Consider the following 15819-nt stretch of genomic DNA (forward strand, 5'->3'; position numbering starts at 1 on the left):
GGAACGCAGGTCGAGGTGGGGGCGGGGCCGGCGGACCGGCCGCGGCCTCCTCGCGGTGACGCGGGTCATCTCGGTCTCCTCCCGGGCGTCAGCCGGCCGTCGCGAGGCGGCGCGGCTCGGGCAGGGGGCGGACCGGCCGCGGCCGCGTGTGCCCCGCGAGCCGGGCGTCCGCCGCGCGTACGGCGGAGAACGCCGCCGCGGCCGCGTCGGTGCCGACGCCCACTCCCCACGAGACCCCCGCCGGCCCGGCCGCGCCGGTCGCGGCGCACTCCGCGTAGACCACGATGTCGCGCGGGGAGCGGTGGGGGAGGGCGGCGCGGTCCGGCTCCATCGTCCGGTCGTCCAGCGGGGGGCCGGTCCTGTGCACGGCGCGCACGTCGATCCCCCAGGGGCCGAGCGCCGTGCGGAGGTCGCACGGCACGTCGAGGGCGCGGGCGCCGTCGATCCAGAGCGTGACGGCGATCGGCTCGTCCCCGGGCGTGTGGGACTCGTCCGGCGCGCCGTGGTAGGTGTACTCCCTTCGGAACAGCTCGCCGATCCGGCTGGGGGACAGCTCGCCGCCCTCCGCGTCGGCCTGCGCCTGCACCCGGGCCGCCAGGTCGGCCTGCAGGCCCCGGGGCAGGTCGAGCCCGTGCCAGGCGCTCATCACGTACGCGACCCCGCCCTTGCCCGACTGGCTGTTGACCCGTACGACCGCCTCGTAGCTGCGTCCCACGTCCTTGGGGTCCACTGGCAGGTACGGCGTGCGCCAGGGGAGCTCGCCGGCCGGCACCCCGGTACGGGCCGCGAGCCGCTCGCGCTCGTCGAACCCCTTCTTGATCGCGTCCTGGTGCGATCCCGAGAAGGCGGTGTACACCAGGTCGCCCGCGTACGGGTGCCGCGGGTGCACGGGCATCTGGGTGCACTCCTCCGCGGCGCGCCGGACGGCGGTGATGTCGGACAGGTCGACGCCCGGGTCGACGCCGTGCACGAACAGGTTCATGCAGAGCGTCACCAGGCAGACGTTGCCGGCCCGCTCGCCGTTGCCGAACAGGCAGCCCTCGATCCGCTCGGCTCCGGCCAGCAGGGCCAGCTCGGCCGCGGCGACCCCGGTCCCGCGGTCGTTGTGCGGATGGACGGACAGGCACACGTGCTCGCGGCGGGACAGGTTGCGGTCGAGCCACTCGATCTGGTCGGCGAAGACGTTGGGCAGCGACCGCTCGACGGTGGTCGGGAAGTTGAGGATGATCCCCCGGCCCGCCTCCGGCTGCCAGGCGTCCATGACCGCCTCGCACACCTCCAGGGCGAAGTCCGGCTCGGTCTCGTTGAACAGCTCGGGGGAGTACTGGTAGCCGAGGTCGCAGTCGCCGAGCACGCGCTCCGCGTGGTCCATCATCACCCGCGTGGCCCGCACCGCCATGTCGCGGCAGCCGGCGCGGTCGACGCCGAACACCAGCTCCCGGAAGAGCGGCGACGTCGCGTTGTAGATGTGGACCGTCGCGCGGGGCGCGCCCCTGAGGCAGTCCACGGTGCCCCTGACGAGCTCCTCGCGGGCCTGGGTGAGCACGGTGATGCGCACGTCGTCGGGGATGAGGTCCCGCTCGATGAGCAGCCGGACGAAGTCGTGGTCGTCCTGGCTGGCGACGGGGAAGCCGACCTCGATCTCCTTGAAGCCCATGTTCACCAGCAGGTCGAACATCCTGAGCTTGCGTTCGGGGGACATCGGGCTGGCCAGTGACTGGTTGCCGTCGCGCAGGTCGGTGGAGAGCCACCGGGGGGCCGAGAGGATGCGCCTGCCCGGCCAGTTGCGGTCGGGCAGATCGAGGGGCGTGAATCCGGTGTAACGTCCGGCACCCTGCATGGTGGAGTTTCCTTTCGTGGGTGACCCTCGTTTTCCTGAAGTGCTCGGAACAGGGGTTGGAAATCCACGGCGCCGTTCCTAGGGTGAGGATCGCCTGCCCCGTGCCGGCGCCGTTCCCCGAGTAAGGACCGCCCACCCCGCGTTCATGTACCGGTAATATGGCCGGACGTTATAGGGGGGTCCGGCGGCCGGGCAATACCGGCATCAGGAGTTCGGGGCGAATACCCCATGGAAGCCCGCCGGGTATCGAAAGGAGTAGCCCCCGCTACAACCTTCGGACAGCCCCTTATCGGTGGTGCCGCCCCCGATCACAATGCGAGACATGTCAGCCTTCTCGCCCCGCGTCCTCGCCCTCTGCGTCACCGAGGCCCGCCCTCTGGTGCTGACCGTCTCGACCATGCGCTACCTGACCGGCGTCGCGCTCGCGCTGCCGGCGGCCACGGTCACCGCGCCCCTCCCGCGGATCGCCCAGGGGGCGGCAGCCTGGATGCTGTCGATCTTCGCGATCTATCTCTTCAACGGTGTCACCGACATCACGGAGGACCGGATCAACGGTTCCGGCCGTCCCATCGCCAGGGGCGACCTGGACGCGCGGACGGCCGCCGTCGTGGCCGCCGGCGCGGGCTGCCTGGCGCTCGCCGCGACGGCGGGCCTGCCTGCGCCGATGCTCTGGATCGTCGCCGCCAACCTGGTGCTGGGCTACCTGTACTCGGGGCCGCCGCTGCCGCTGAAGGACAGCTCGGGCGGTACGGTCGCGGTGCTGTGCCTGTCCGGCCTGCTGTCCTACCTGGCGGGCTTCACCGTCGCGACGTCGGGCGGGGGCGTGGCCGCGCCGGTCGCGCTCGTGCTGTTCGCGGGCGTCGCCATCTGCTGGATGGTGTTCGTCGGCATGCCCGCCAAGGACCTGTCCGATATCGCGGGGGACACCGCGGCCGGTCGCCGCACCCTCGGCGTGCTGCTCGGCGAGCGGATGTCACGGCAACTCATGGTGGGCGCCGCGGTGCTGCTCCTGGCGGCGTTCGGGGCGGCGGTCTCGTTGCTGCACGTGCGCCTCGTGGGCGTCGTGCTGGCCCTGGCCGCCGGGGTCGTCGCGGTGGCGGTCGCGGGCCTGCTGGCGGCCCCGCGGCCCGGGTGCCAGGACCGCCGTCACACCCGCCGTCCGTACGGAGTATTCATGGGGACGCAACATCTGCTTCATCTGACCGCGGTTTTATCCCTCATCTGACCGAAATGTTGCATGTGTCTCCAGGTCGCGCGATAGTTTGGTGAATGCTAAACGCTCGACGGCGGAGGAGGGGGATTGGAGGCGGAACGCGGGGCCACGGGGGACTCAAGTAGACGACGATCTCCCGGACAACGGGGATGGTGGGATATTGGAGGCGGTACACAGGGCCACGAGCTACCCTGCGGAATTAGTCGAATCGTGCCGTGAGGAAATCCTCACCGAATTCGAATCGGCACTGAGGTCCGCCGGAAACGCTGTCTTCGCAGATCAGGATGTTCGTGAGCAGGCCCTGCACACCGCCCGCCACGTGTTGGACGACGTCGCCGCCACGCTACGTGCCGGAAGGGTACAGATAGGTGAGCTCTACCAATTCCAGGCACGTGAGATAGGAAACGCCCGTGCGGCCGGGGGAGTGCATCCCAAGGCCTCACTTGAGGCGGGCTCACTTTTCTTTCGTTCGGCGGTGCGCCATCTGACGCGCCGGATCGCGGCCGAGTACGAATCCCCGGCCGAGGCCATCACGCTGGCCATCAGCGGCATGGAGGAGAGTCTTTCCCAGCGTGTCAGGGAGTCCGCCGACGGCTACCACGGCTTCCTGCTCAACCAGGTCCAGGAGGCGCAGGAGGACGAGCGCCGCCGCATCGCCCGCGAGCTGCACGACCGCATCGGGCACGGCGTCAGCGTCGCCCACCAGCAGCTCGCGCTGTCGGAGGCCTACCGGCCCGTCGACGCCGCGCGGGCCGGGGCCAAGATCAGCCTCGTCCAGCAGGCCATCCAGGAGACGATGGAGAACCTCCGGCAGATCACGTCGGAGCTGCACCCGCAGATCCCCGTCAAGAGCCTGGAGAAGTCCCTGATCGGGTTCATCGAGTCCGTCGAGGACGACGTGGTCTCCATCAGGCTGGACGTGAGCGGCGACGAGTCGTGGGCCCAGCCGCGCGTGCTCGACGAGACGTTCCTCATCGTCCGGGAGGCCGTGCGCAACGCGCTCGGCCACGGCCGGCCGAAGGTCGTCCTCATCCGGGTGAACATCGCGCCGCACGAGCTGTCGGCGCTCGTCCAGGACAACGGGTGTGGCTTCGACCCCTCGGTGAAGCGCGAGCGCGGCGGCGTGGGGCTCACGTCCATGCGCGAGCGGGCCGAGCTGCTCGGCGGCCGGGTGCTCATCTCCAGCGAGGCCGGGAGCGGATGCATGGTCGAGCTCTTCGTCCCCCTCAAGAGGCGGGCCGGTGGACAGCGTGACGCCTAACGCCGAGATCTCGGTGGTCCTGGTCGACGATCACGCCCTGTTCAGGGAGGGTCTGCGGGAGATCCTGGAGTCGGCCGGCGGCATCAGCGTGGCGGGCGAGGCCGGAGACTCCGCCAACGCCGTGCGCGTGGTGGCCGAGACCCGCCCTGACGTGGTGCTGCTCGACGTGGAGATCCCCGGCGACGAGGTGACCGAGACCGTCGGCCGCATCCGCGAGCTCTCGCCGTGCAGCGGGATCATCATCCTCAGCATGTACGACGGCCCCCACCTGCTCGCCCGGCTGCTGTCCGCCGGCATCCGCGGCTACCTGCTCAAGAGCGTGCACCGGCACGAGCTGATCTCGGCGGTGCGCAGCGTCCACGAGGAGCCCTCCCGCCTGGTGCTCGCCGTCTCCCGCAGCAGCCTGGCCCGGGTGGAGGCGCCCTCGGCGGGAGTGCTGTCGGAGAAGGAGCTGGAGGTGCTGCAGCTGGCGGCGCAGGCGCTGAGCAACAACCAGATCGCCCGCCGCCTCGGGCTGGCGGAGGCGACGGTCAAGCGCCACATGCGGAACATCTTCGTCAAGCTCAACGCCGCCTCCCGGATCGACGCCGTCAACAAGGCACTGGCCGCCTCGCTGATCCCGCCTCAGAGCAGGGGTGGCGAGAACTGACCCGCCGAGGGGGGCGGGAAGAGCCCGGACAGCGCCTCGCGGGTCTCGGCCGGCAGCTCGACCGACGAGGCGGCGAGGTTCATCTCCAGGTGGATCGGGTCGCGCGTGCTCGGGACGGGCACGACGTGGTCGTCCTGGGCGAGGAGCCAGCTCAGCGCGAGCCGCCCGGCGCCCACGTCGAGCTGCGCGGCCATGGCCTCCAGCGCCTTGAGCCGGGGCGTGCCGGAGTGGCGCTCGGCCGGGTCGAAACGGGGGTCGGCGTGCCGCCAGTCGCCGGGCTCGAAACCGAGGCGCGGCCCCACCCGGCCGGTGAGGAACCCCCGGCCCAGCGGGCGGGCGGCGACCACGGCGATGCCCAGCTCGCGCGCGGTGTCGAGCAGGCCGGGCGCGGGCCTGCGGCCCCACAGCGAGTACTCCACGGCGAGCGCCGTGATCGGGTGCACGGCGTGCGCCCGGCGCACCTGCTGGGGCGTGCCGCCGGTCAGCCCCAGATGGCCGATCTTCCCGGTCGCCACCAGCTCCGACAGCCGCGCCACGCTCGGCTCGACGGGCGCGTGCTCGTCCTGGCAGTCGAGGTAGAACAGGTCGATGCGGCCGGTGCGCAGGCGCCGGAGCGAGGCCTCGCAGTCACGGTCCAGCGAGTCGGGCCGCCCGTCGAACTCCTCCGTCCCCCGCGGGCCGTGGCGGCGCACCCCGCCGCGCGTGGCCACCACCACCTCCTCGCGCCGCCCGGCGATGGCCCGGCCGATCAGGCTCTCCACCCTGCCCTCGGCGTAGAAGCCGGCCGTGTCGAGCAGGGTCACCCCGGCGTCGAGCGCCGACCGGATCAGCCGGTCCGCGTCGGCGGCCCCGGTGCGTCCGTAGACGCCGGTGAGGGCGAGCGAGCCGAGCCCGATGCCGGAGATAACCGGCCCCGCCGGGCCGAGCCTCGTGTACCGCACGAATCCTCTTTCGTTCCGCCGATTTCCGGTGCCCCCCATTCAAAAGCAACACCGAATCCCAGGGCAACCCCGCACTTTACAAACAACCTCATTAGGCAGTTAACCCCGTTTGACTCCTAATGCATGATAAGGGGCGGCGCGGGCAGGCGGCCACGCCGGAACCCCTATTCACACCCCTGAAATTCAGTTTCCGCCCATAAAGATGATTGCACTTCCTTTCGGCGGGCGCGGGCGGTGGCTAATGTGCCGGTTATACGGGGTGCGAGGGGTGGAGGGGATCCGGTCCGTGACGGCCGGGGATTTCGAAACCTTTTTCGGTCAGCCCTATGCCGTGCCCTTCCCGGGAAGGGCGTGCTCCCCGGATGGGGCGCTTTCTCCCGAATACCCGAATAGGCCGCTTTCTCCCGGGAGGGGCGCGTTGCCCGGATGGGCCGCGCCGGCGCGCCGGGTGGCCCCGGGCGGCGCGCGGAGCCCACCACCGTCCACCGCCGTCCGCGACCGCGCCCGCCGGGCATGCAAGGGCGCTGCCGCCCCCAACCGCCCCTCGCCCCCGCCTCGCCCCGCCCCGCCCCGCCCCTGGGCGGCTCGTACGGTGAGCCGCCCGCCAGCCGGAAGGAAACCCGAGATGACCAGATTCGGGGTCGTGCTCATGGCCGAGGAGTGCTCCAGGAACGAGTGGGCGGCGAGGTGCCGGCGCGCCGAGGCGCTCGGCTACGACGTGATCGCCGTGGCGGACCACCTGAACCTGCTCGCGCCGTTCCCCAGCGCGCTGCTGGCCGCCGAGGTCACCGAACGGGCGACGATCGGCACGTACGTGCTCAACGCCTCCTTCCACCGGCCGGCCCTGCTCGCCAGGGACGTCGTCACCCTCGACCGGTTCATGGGCGGGCGCCTGGAGCTCGGGCTCGGCACCGGTTACGTGCGGGCCGAGTTCGAGGCGGCCGGGCTGCCCTTCGGCGCGGGAACCCGTACCCGCACGCTGGAGAGGCTCGTCGCCGAGCTCGACCGCCTCCTGGAGCACAAGCGGCCGCCCCTCATGATCGGCGGGCACGGCGACCGGGTGCTGGGCCTCGCCGCCCGCAGCGCCGAGATCGTCAGCTTCACCGGCGCCCCGTTCCGCCCGGAGTACGGCAGGACCGCGCTCGTCGACGCGGGCACGCTGCTCGGGCGCGTCGAGCACGTGCGCGCGGCGGCGCGCGAGCGGCCCGCGCAGCCGGAGCTCAACGTGCTGGCCAAGGGCACCGTGCTGACGCGCGACCGCCGCGCGGGGGTGCGGAGCCTGAGCCGCTACGCCCCGGACCTCACCACGGAGCAGCTCCTGGAGGTGCCGACGCTCTTCGCCGGCACCCCCGCGCAGATCGCCGAGCAGGTCCGCCGGGACCGGGAACGGTACGGGTTCACCTACGTCACCGTGCTGGACGCCGCCATGGAGGACTTCGGGAAGGTCATCGAACACCTCCGCTGACGGGGAGCCGGCGCGCGCCCCGCTCGCCCGCCAGGCTGTGCAGGCAGGCGTTCAGGGTGCGCGCCTGCACGTTCAGGTAGTAGCTGTGCCGCAGCAGCCCGTCGAGCTGGTGCGGGGCGAGCCAGCGGAAGTCCGGGTGGCCGGGCAGCGGGTCCTCGTCCGTCTCGACGATGAGATAGCGGTTGCGCGCGTGGTAGAAGCGGCCGCCCTCCTCCGACAGGACGGTGTCGAAGCGCACCCGCTCCGGCGGGGCGTCCAGCACCTGCGACAGCAGCTCCGGCCTGGCCCGCGCCGGCAGGTGGTCGTAGTTGCCCGGCGTGCACTGCACGGTCGGGGCGAGCTCCACCACGTCGGTGTAGCCGGGCTCGACCCGGGCGTGCACCAGCGCGTGCAGCACCCCGCGGACCGGCCTGACGAGGAAGGCGACGAGCCCCGTGCCCACCGGCTCGATCATCGGTTGCGTCCACCGGCGCACCTCGCGGCCGTGCGCCTCCACGCGCACGCCGACGACGTCGAAGAACCTGCCGGTCTCGTGCGAGATGCGGCCCGCGGAGCGGTGCCAGCCGCGCAGCCGGTTGAGCGGCAGCGGCCGGGCCTGGACGTCCACCGTGGAGCGGAAGCCGCTGAGCCAGCTCAGGATCTCGTGCAGGCCGTGCGCGGCGTCCGCGCGCGGGTCGCGCGAGCGCGCCAGCATGGCGCCGAACCCGTCGCCCAGCTCGTCGCCGAACCCGTCGTCTCCCGCCCCGCCCTGGAGCGGCAGGCACGCGAGCACCGTCCGGGCGTCCATGTTGACCAGGTCGGGCACCGACAGCAGGTCCCGTACCAGGCGCAGCGGCAGCCACCGGAACCCGTCGGCCGCCGCCACCTCCTCGCCGACCTCCACGACCATGTTGCGGTTGCTCTTGCGGTAGAACCAGGCTCCCTGCTCCGACTGGCGCACGTCGGCCAGCACCCGCCCGCGCCGCTCCCGGAAGAAGTCCAGGTACGGCACCGGCAGCCCCCGGTGCACCCTCGTGTAGTTGCTCCTGGTCGCCTGCACGGTGGGCGAGAGCTGCGGCCCGTCGACGTTGCCCGGCTCGTTCTTGGCCTGCATCAGCAGGTACGGCACGCCGCCGACCCGTTTGAGCAGGATGCCGAGGATGCCCGCCTCGGGCTGGTTGATGATCGGCTGGGTCCAGGCTGGCACCGGCCCCCCGGGACGGCGCACGTCGAGTCCCTCGACGGTGAAGAACCGGCCGCTGCGGTGGCCGATGTCGCCGGTCTCGGGGTCCTCGTGCCAGTCGGCCAGTTCCTCCAGGGGAACCCGGGTCACGCTCATGGACGTGCGCCGGGCCATCTCGCGCAGCCACTCCTGTGTGTCGGTGATGGCAGGCTCCTTAAGGCTCCTTACCGCGCGGTCCGTCACCGGCGACGCTGCCACGGGCCGCCGGGACCGCTCAACCCCTGCTCCCGCGCCCGACCCCTGTCCAGGGGGCGGCCGGAGGATAGGGGTTCCGCCCCGGGCCGCCGCGTTCCTACCCTTCTAGGGTGGACGCCATGACCGATCACCGGGAAGTGCGGGCCAGTGACCACGACCGCGACAGGGTCGCCGAGGTGCTGCGCGTCGCCGTCAGCGAAGGGCGCATCAGCCTGGAGGAGCTGAACGAGCGCGTCGACCGCACCTACGCGGCCCGCACACTGGGCGAGCTGGACGACGTCGTGGCCGACCTGCCGGGACCCGGGCTGCTGTCCGAGCCCCTGCCGTCCCCGCGCACCGCGCCGCTGCCCGTCCCGGCGGGAGGCGACACGCTGCAGCTGCACACGGTCAGCGGCCGGGTCACCCAGGTGGGCCGCTGGAGCGTGCCCCCGTACCTGAGCGCCAAGGCCGGGCGGTGGGGCAAAGTGAAGATCGACTTCACCCAGGCCGACTGCCCGCACCGCGAGGTCCTGCTCGACATCGAGATCACCTCCTGGTTCGGCGACATCGTCGTGGTGGTGCCGCGCGGCTGGGTGGTCCGCGACGAGGAGGTCGTCCGGCGGTGGATGGGCGCGGTGTTCAACCGCCCGCCGGTCCCGCTCGCGCCCGACGGCGTCACCGTGCGGCTCACCGGCTACATCCAGACGGGTGACGTCTGGGTGAGATACCGCAGGGACACGACCTGAGGAGGACCACAATGGCGTGCCGGATCTGTTCGGGCCGTCTCCACCGTTTCGCCGACTTCGGCCGCCAGCCGATCTCCGACGCGTTCGTCCTCCCCGGCGACACCGGCGAGGAGTTCTTCTTCGAGCTGGCCGTGGGGGTGTGCGAGAGCTGCGCGATGGTGCAGCTCCTGGAGGAGGTGCCCAGGGAGCGCATGTTCCACGAGGGCTACCCGTACCTGTCGTCGGGCTCCGCGGTGATGCGCGAGCACTTCCGCTCGTTCGCCACCCGCCTGCTCGGCACCGAGCTGACCGGGCCCGACCCGTTCGTCGTCGAGCTGGGCTGCAACGACGGCACCATGCTCGCGACGATCGCCGCCGCCGGCGTGCGGCACCTCGGCGTGGAGCCGTCGGGCGGCGTGGCCGACCTGGCCGCGGCCCGGGGCGTGCGGGTGCGCAAGGACTTCTTCGAGGCGGCCACCGCGGCGAGCGTCCTGGTCTTCGACGGGCCCGCCGACGTCATCTACGCCGCCAACACCCTGTGCCACATCCCCTACCTGGACTCGGTCATGAAGGGGGTCGCGACCCTGCTGCGGCCCGGCGGCGTCTTCGTCTTCGAGGACCCCTACCTGGGCGACATCGTGGAGCGCGCCTCCTTCGACCAGATCTACGACGAGCACTTCTACCTCTTCTCCGCCACCTCCGTACGGGAGCTGGCCCGCCGCCACGGGTTCGAGCTGGTGGACGTGGAACGGCTGTCCGTGCACGGCGGCGAGGTCCGCTACACGCTGGCCAGGCGCGGCGCCAGGACGCCGAGCCCGGCCGTGGCGGAGCTCCTCGCCGCCGAGGAGGCCGCCGCCCTCGCCGACCCGGAGACGCTGCGGGGCTTCGCGAGCCGCGTGGCGGGCATCCGCGACGGTCTCGTGGACCTGCTCACCGACCTGCGCGCGCGGGGGGCCACGGTGTACGGCTACGGCGCGACGGCCAAGAGCGCCACGGTGCTCAACTACTGCGGCATCGGCCCCGAGCTCGTCTCGCACATCTGCGACAGCACCCCGGCCAAGCAGGGCAGGCTCGCGCCCGGCTCGCACATCCCGGTCCTCGGCCCCGAGGCGTTCGCGGCCCCGTACCCGGACTACGCGCTGCTGCTCGCGTGGAACCACGCCGAGGAGATCATGGCCAAGGAGACCGGGTTCCGCGACGCGGGGGGCACCTGGATCCTGTACGTGCCCGACGTCCACCTGGTCCGGGACTGACCTGGTGCGGCACCGTGAGCTGGCGGTGGCCAGCGCCTTCGTGTTCGACCCCGAGGTCCACCCGGACCTGCGCGGCAGCTTCGCCTCGCCCTACCAGGAGAGCGTGTTCGCCGCCGCGGTGGGCAGCCCGCTCTTCCCCGTCGCGCAGGCCAGCCGGAACGTCTCCCGCCGCGGGGTGGTGCGCGGCGTGCACTACACGCTCGCCCGGCCCGGCACCGCCAAGTACGTCTTCTGCGCGGGCGGCCGGGCCCTCGACATGGTCGTCGACCTGCGGGTGGGCTCACCGACGTTCGGCCGCTGGGAGGCCGTGGAGCTCACCGCGGGCAACGGCCGCGCCGTCTACATCCCGCCGGGCGCCGGTCATGCCTTCGCCGCCTTAGAGGACGACACCGTGATGTGCTACCTGCTGTCCGCCGAGTACGACAAGGACGACGACCTCACCCTGTCGGTCCTCGACGAGGAGCTCGGGCTGCCGCTGCCGGGCGGGGAGCCGCCGGCGCTGTCGGAGCGCGACGCCGCCGCGCCCACCCTCGCCGAGGCGGCGGCGCGCGGGCTGCTCCCGCGCTACCGGGAACACGGGCCGGCGCTCCGTCCCTCGGGCCGGGGCTGACCGAAGGCCCGGGGTGTCCTGGATGTGTGGGGATGTCCTGGAGTGTGAAGGGGTGTGCGGGAGTGTCCGGCGACGCGGCACAGCCGCTGGAAGACCGCCCGGGAGTGCCCGCGACACGGCACGAGCCGAACCCCCGGCTCCGCGCGTTGAACTCCCGGGCGTTGAACTCCCGGCTTCGCACGTTGAGTCCCCGGCCGTACGGGCCGGGTCTCCGGCTTCGCGGGTCGAGCCCCCGGCCTTGCGCGCCGAGCTCTCGGCCGTGCGGACCGATTCCCCGGCCTCCCCGGGCTTGAGCGCCGATTCCCCGGTCCCAAGCGCCGATTACCCGGCCATGAGCGCCGATTCCCCGGCCCGAGGGCCGGGGAGTGCGTCAGAGGACCTTTCGCAGCGCGGTGATGATCCGCTCCTGCGACTCCACCGGAAGCGAGGGGTACATCGGCAGGGAGAAGATCTCCCCGGCCAGGGCCTCGGTTACCGGCAGGCTGCCCGGCGGGTAGCCCAGGTGGGCGAAACCCGACATGGTGTGAATCGGCCACGGATAGCTGACGTTGAGCTCGATGTCGAAGGCGCGCAGCGCCTGGATGATCTCGTCCCGGCGCGGGTGGCGCACCACGTACAGGTAGTAGACGTGCTCGTTGCCCTCGGCGGTCTCGGGCAGCACCAGATCGGTGTCCGCCAGGCCCTCGGCGTAGCGGGCGGCCACCGCCCGGCGGTCGGCCACGTAGCGGTCGAGCCGGCCCAGCTTGCGGCGCAGGATCTCCGCCTGCACCTCGTCCAGCCGCGCGTTGTGGCCGGGGGTCTGGACGACGTAGTACGTCTTCTCCATCCCGTAGTAGCGCAGCCGTCGCAGCGCGCGCTCCACGTCCCCGTCGGAGGTGACCGTCGCGCCCCCGTCGCCGTACGCCCCCAGCACCTTGGTCGGGTAGAAGGAGAACGCGGCGGCGTGGCCCATCGAGCCGGCCGTCCTGCCGTGGTGGCGGGCGCCGTGGGCCTGCGCGCAGTCCTCCAGGATCACCAGCCCGCGCTCGGCGGCCAGCCGTTCCAGCGGCTCCATGTCCACGCACTGCCCGTACAGGTGGACCGGCAGCAGGCAGCGGGTGCGCGGCGTGATCGCCGCCTCCACCAGCTCCACGTCCATCAGGTACGTGTCCGCGCGCACGTCGACGAAGACCGGGGTGGCGCCCGCGGCGTCGACGGCCACCACCGTCGGCGCGGCCGTGTTGGACACCGTGATCACCTCGTCGCCCGGACCGACGCCCAGCGCCCGCAGGCCCAGCGCGACGGCGTTGGTCCCGTTGTCGACGCCGACGCAGTGGCGCACGCCGTGGTAGGCGGCGAACTCCTCCTCGAAGGAGCGCACGCTCTCACCCAGGATGAGCCGGCCGGAGCTGAACACGGTCTCGACGGCGTCCAGGATGTCGGCTCGTTCGGATTCGTATTCCGGTAGGTAATCCCACACGCGCGTGGTCATTCGTCCTCCTCGGGCTCCGGACAGCCCTCAGGATAAACAGCCCCGGCCCGGAGCGGGGACCCCTAAAAAGGACGCGAATATGAGGGGCGAGGTAGGGGTGACCGTTTCCCGCCGCCGTCCATAGATTGGGCAGCGCACGTAATGCGCGAAACTTACGGGGAGGCTCCACATGACGGGGCGTTTTCTTTTCATGTGCCAACCCGACCACGGTCACGTCATTCCCAGTCTCGCCGTGGTCGCCGAACTGGTCCGCCGGGGGAACCAGGTCACCTATCTCACCTCGCCCGCGATGGCCGGGGTGGTGACGGAGGCGGGCGCCACCGTGCTCCCGTACGACTCGATCTACCAGGACGTGGAGCTGCGGAAGCTGGAGGACGACCCGCTCGGCCTGATCTCGCTCTTCCTCGACGAGAGCGCGGCGATGCTCGCCGCCGTCGGCCCCGAGCACCGGCCGGACGTGATCGTCTACGACCTCTCCGTCCTGCACGCCGGGCGCGTCCTGGCCAGGAAATGGGGGCTGCCCGCGACGCAGCTCATTCCTGTCTTCGCCTCCAACGCCCACTTCTCCTTCCTCTCCGCCATCTACTCCGAGGAGGACGGGGAGGGTGCCCCCGAGCTGCCGGGCTGGGTGGACGACATGCTCGCCAGGACCCGCGAGCTGGCCGTCGCCCACGGCGTGGACACCGACCCCGCCGAACTGTGGTGGGAGGTGCAGGACTCCAACCTGGTCGCCCTGCCGCGGGCCTTCCAGTTCGCCGGGGACACCTTCGACGACCGGTTCGCCTTCGTCGGCCCCTGCCTGGGCGAGCGCCGCTTCCTCAGCGGATGGGAGCCGCCGGGGGACGGGCTGCCGATCGCGCTGCTGTCCTTCGGCACCGTGCTCAGCAGCCGCCCCGAGCTGTTCCGCACCTGCGTGCGGGCCTTCGCCGAGCTGCCCTGGCGGGCGGTGATCACGCTGGGCGACGGCATGGACCCGGCCGACCTCGGCCCGCTGCCGCCCACCGTCGAGGTCCGCCGGTGGGTGTCGCACCTGAGCGTGCTGCGCCACGCGTCGGTCGCGGTCACCCACGCCGGCATGGGCACCGCGATGGAGGCGCTCTACCTGGGCCGCCCCTCGGTCGTGCTCCCCGCCACCGCCATCGACCGGCTCAGCGCCCGCCGCATCGAGGAGCTCGGGCTCGGCCTGGTGATCGACCCGGAGGAGCTCACCCCCGACCGCCTGGTGGAGGCGGTGCTCGCCGTCGCCTCCGACGAGGGCATGCGGCGGGCCGCGGACGAGATGCGCCGGGAGATCGAGTCGGCGGGCGGTACGGCCCGCGCCGCCGACGTGCTCGAACGCCGTCTGGCCGTCTGATGGGGCGGATCGCGCCCGGGTGGGCGCCCGCCTTCGAGTTCCACGTGCTGGGCCCGCTCATCGTGGTCAAGGACGGGGCCGAGCTGTCCATGAGCGCCAACAGGGAACTGGTCATCCTGGCCAGCCTGCTGCTCAACGCCAACCGGGTGATGAGCGTGGAACGGCTGATCGAGGCGGTGTGGGCGGGCTCGGCGCCCCCGAGCGCCTGGCGGCAGGTGGCCATCTGCGTGTCACGGCTGCGCCGCACGCTCGGCGCGGGCCTGATCGAGACCTCCAGCCCCGGCTACCTGCTGCGCGCCACCCCCGCCAGCATCGACTGGCTCCGGTTCCGGGAGTTGGTGGCGCGCTCGCGCGGCCAGGCCGCCGCCGGGGAGCGGGAGGACGCCGTCCTGCTGCTGCGCGACGCGCTCGCGCTCTGGCGCGGCCATCCCTTCGAGGACATCCGGGGGCTGCGCCACGACGCGGAGCGGATGACCGAGTCGCGGCTGGAGGCCCTGGAGACCTGCCTGGAGCTGGAGATCGAGCTCGGCCGCCACCACCAGGTGATCCCCGAGCTGCTCGCCTTCGTGGCCGAGGCGCCCTTCAGGGAGCGGGTACGGGCGCAGCTCATGCTGGCGCAGTACCGGGCGGGCCGCCGGGCCGACGCGCTGTGGACCTACCAGGAGACCCGCCGCTACCTGCTGGAACAGATCGGCCTCGAACCCGGTCCCGCCCTGCGGCGGCTGCACGAGCAGATCCTGCGGGACGAGTCGGCCCTCATGCGCCCGCCCGCGCCGCAGGCCGCCCTCGCCCTCTCCGCGCCCTCGCAGCTCCCGCCGCGGGTGCTGCCCTTCGTGGGCCGCGACGAGGAGCTCGCCACGCTCGACACGATCCTGGGCTCCTCGCGGGCGCCCGGCGCCATGGTGCTGTGCGGGGCGCCGGGCGTCGGCAAGACCACGCTGGCGGTGCACTGGGCGCACCGCCGGGCGGACCGCTTCCCCGACGGGCAGCTCTACGCCGACATGAGCGCCACCGGCCCCGGGCCGGTGATGGACCGGTTCCTGCGCGCGCTCGGCGAGCGGGACATGCCGGCCGACCCCGCCGAGAAGCTCGCCCTCTACCGGAGCCGTACGGCACGCGCGCGGCTGCTGGTCGTGCTGGACGGCGCCCAGGACGGCGACCAGGTGCTGCCGCTGCTGCCGGGCGGGCCCGACTGCCGCGTCATCGTCACCAGCGCGAACCCGCTCGACGAGCTGGTGGCCCGGCAGGGGGCGAGCCGGGCGTTCCTGCGGCCGCTCGCCGACGACGCGGCCAGGCACCTCGCGGAACTGCTGGTCGACGGGGCGCTCGGCCCCCAGACGGTGGCGGACCTCGTGGTCACCTCGCGCGGCAACCCGCTGTCGCTGCGGCTCGGCGTCGCCCGCCTGCGCTCGCGCCAGGGGCAGCCCGCCGCCTGACATCACCCGACACCCCTGACGTCTGCATCACCCGACACCCCTGACGTCTGACATCACCTGACCACCTTTGACGTCCGACATCGCCTGGAACCGCATGAAACCGCTGGTCACCGTCGCGGGGGGGGGGGGGGGGGCGCGGGGGGGGGGGGGGGGGGGGGGGCCGGGGGGGGGCCCGGGGGGGGGGGGGGCGGAGGGGGACGGCGGG

The 15819-nt window shown here is 72.5% G+C and carries 13 protein-coding genes; 9 read left to right on the forward strand and 4 right to left on the reverse strand.

The window, feature by feature from the left end; genetic code table 11:
• Window positions 1-88 precede the first annotated feature (88 nt).
• Window positions 89-1840 (reverse strand): 2-isopropylmalate synthase, encoded by a 1752-nt coding sequence (locus ABT053_RS38505; RefSeq protein WP_350976121.1) that lies wholly within the window; start codon window positions 1838-1840, stop codon window positions 89-91.
• Window positions 1841-2162: 322 nt separating this feature from the next.
• Here ABT053_RS38505 and ABT053_RS38510 point away from each other — a divergent pair, with 322 nt between their 5' ends.
• The 3 genes from ABT053_RS38510 (at window position 2163) to ABT053_RS38520 (ending at window position 4963) form a co-directional block, all read left to right on the forward strand.
• Entirely contained in the window at window positions 2163-3065 is a 903-nt protein-coding gene (locus ABT053_RS38510; RefSeq protein ID WP_350976123.1) for a UbiA family prenyltransferase, read from the forward strand.
• 463 nt (window positions 3066-3528) lie between these two features.
• Window positions 3529-4314 carry a sensor histidine kinase gene (locus ABT053_RS38515; RefSeq protein WP_350976124.1) on the forward strand — a complete coding sequence of 262 codons (786 nt, stop codon included), beginning with the start codon at window positions 3529-3531 and terminating at the stop codon, window positions 4312-4314.
• On the forward strand, window positions 4304-4963 hold the full coding sequence (locus ABT053_RS38520; protein WP_350976126.1) for a response regulator transcription factor: 660 nt from the start codon (window positions 4304-4306) through the stop codon (window positions 4961-4963). The genes ABT053_RS38515 and ABT053_RS38520 overlap by 11 nt, the downstream gene beginning before the upstream one ends.
• Here the strand turns inward: ABT053_RS38520 and ABT053_RS38525 are convergent.
• Window positions 4939-5904, reverse strand: coding sequence for an aldo/keto reductase (locus tag ABT053_RS38525; RefSeq protein WP_350976127.1), 966 nt, complete (start codon window positions 5902-5904; stop codon window positions 4939-4941). The genes ABT053_RS38520 and ABT053_RS38525 overlap by 25 nt on opposite strands.
• 625 nt (window positions 5905-6529) lie before the next feature.
• On the opposite strand from ABT053_RS38525, the gene ABT053_RS38530 reads away from it, so the two are divergent.
• Window positions 6530-7369, forward strand: a complete 840-nt coding sequence (locus ABT053_RS38530; protein ID WP_350976129.1) for a TIGR03621 family F420-dependent LLM class oxidoreductase — start codon at window positions 6530-6532, stop codon at window positions 7367-7369.
• Here the strand turns inward: ABT053_RS38530 and ABT053_RS38535 are convergent.
• Complete coding sequence (locus tag ABT053_RS38535; RefSeq protein ID WP_350976131.1) at window positions 7350-8789, reverse strand: NDP-hexose 2,3-dehydratase family protein; 1440 nt, start codon at window positions 8787-8789, stop codon at window positions 7350-7352. The two genes, ABT053_RS38530 and ABT053_RS38535, sit on opposite strands and share 20 nt — an antisense overlap.
• A 116-nt stretch (window positions 8790-8905) precedes the next feature.
• On the opposite strand from ABT053_RS38535, the gene ABT053_RS38540 reads away from it, so the two are divergent.
• Genes ABT053_RS38540 through ABT053_RS38550 form a run of 3 tightly spaced genes read left to right on the forward strand, consistent with a single transcriptional unit; the run spans window position 8906 to window position 11353 of the window.
• Window positions 8906-9511, forward strand: a complete 606-nt coding sequence (locus ABT053_RS38540) for a DUF1707 SHOCT-like domain-containing protein (protein ID WP_350976133.1) — start codon at window positions 8906-8908, stop codon at window positions 9509-9511.
• 11 nt (window positions 9512-9522) lie between these two features.
• Window positions 9523-10743, forward strand: coding sequence for a methyltransferase domain-containing protein (locus tag ABT053_RS38545; protein ID WP_350976135.1), 1221 nt, complete (start codon window positions 9523-9525; stop codon window positions 10741-10743).
• A gap of 4 nt (window positions 10744-10747) precedes the next feature.
• Entirely contained in the window at window positions 10748-11353 is a 606-nt protein-coding gene (locus ABT053_RS38550; protein WP_350976137.1) for a dTDP-4-dehydrorhamnose 3,5-epimerase family protein, read from the forward strand.
• Window positions 11354-11723: 370 nt separating this feature from the next.
• Here ABT053_RS38550 and ABT053_RS38555 read toward each other — a convergent pair whose 3' ends face one another.
• Window positions 11724-12824 carry a DegT/DnrJ/EryC1/StrS family aminotransferase gene (locus tag ABT053_RS38555; RefSeq protein ID WP_350976139.1) on the reverse strand — a complete coding sequence of 367 codons (1101 nt, stop codon included), beginning with the start codon at window positions 12822-12824 and terminating at the stop codon, window positions 11724-11726.
• 190 nt (window positions 12825-13014) lie between these two features.
• Between ABT053_RS38555 and ABT053_RS38560 the strand changes: the two genes are divergently transcribed.
• Both ABT053_RS38560 and ABT053_RS38565 read left to right on the forward strand, forming a co-directional pair.
• On the forward strand, window positions 13015-14178 hold the full coding sequence (locus ABT053_RS38560) for a macrolide family glycosyltransferase (RefSeq protein WP_350976140.1): 1164 nt from the start codon (window positions 13015-13017) through the stop codon (window positions 14176-14178).
• Window positions 14178-15614, forward strand: a complete 1437-nt coding sequence (locus ABT053_RS38565; RefSeq protein ID WP_350976142.1) for an AfsR/SARP family transcriptional regulator — start codon at window positions 14178-14180, stop codon at window positions 15612-15614. Before ABT053_RS38560 ends, ABT053_RS38565 begins: the two co-directional genes overlap by 1 nt.
• The last annotated feature ends 205 nt before the right edge of the window (window positions 15615-15819 follow it).

It is taken from the genome of Streptosporangium sp. NPDC002524 (assembly GCF_040295985.1).
GTDB lineage: Bacteria > Actinomycetota > Actinomycetes > Streptosporangiales > Streptosporangiaceae > Streptosporangium.

What these genes read in the sequence shown, in the direction of transcription:
- ABT053_RS38555 (WP_350976139.1), bottom strand. Translation starts at nt 12,824, where the DNA reads ATGACCACGCGCGTGTGGGATTACCTACCGGAATACGAATCCGAACGA.
- ABT053_RS38560 (WP_350976140.1), top strand. Translation starts at nt 13,015, where the DNA reads ATGTGCCAACCCGACCACGGTCACGTCATTCCCAGTCTCGCCGTGGTC.
- ABT053_RS38505 (WP_350976121.1), bottom strand. Translation starts at nt 1,840, where the DNA reads ATGCAGGGTGCCGGACGTTACACCGGATTCACGCCCCTCGATCTGCCC.
- ABT053_RS38565 (WP_350976142.1), top strand. Translation starts at nt 14,178, where the DNA reads ATGGGGCGGATCGCGCCCGGGTGGGCGCCCGCCTTCGAGTTCCACGTG.
- ABT053_RS38540 (WP_350976133.1), top strand. Translation starts at nt 8,906, where the DNA reads ATGACCGATCACCGGGAAGTGCGGGCCAGTGACCACGACCGCGACAGG.
- ABT053_RS38510 (WP_350976123.1), top strand. Translation starts at nt 2,163, where the DNA reads ATGTCAGCCTTCTCGCCCCGCGTCCTCGCCCTCTGCGTCACCGAGGCC.
- ABT053_RS38545 (WP_350976135.1), top strand. Translation starts at nt 9,523, where the DNA reads ATGGCGTGCCGGATCTGTTCGGGCCGTCTCCACCGTTTCGCCGACTTC.
- ABT053_RS38530 (WP_350976129.1), top strand. Translation starts at nt 6,530, where the DNA reads ATGACCAGATTCGGGGTCGTGCTCATGGCCGAGGAGTGCTCCAGGAAC.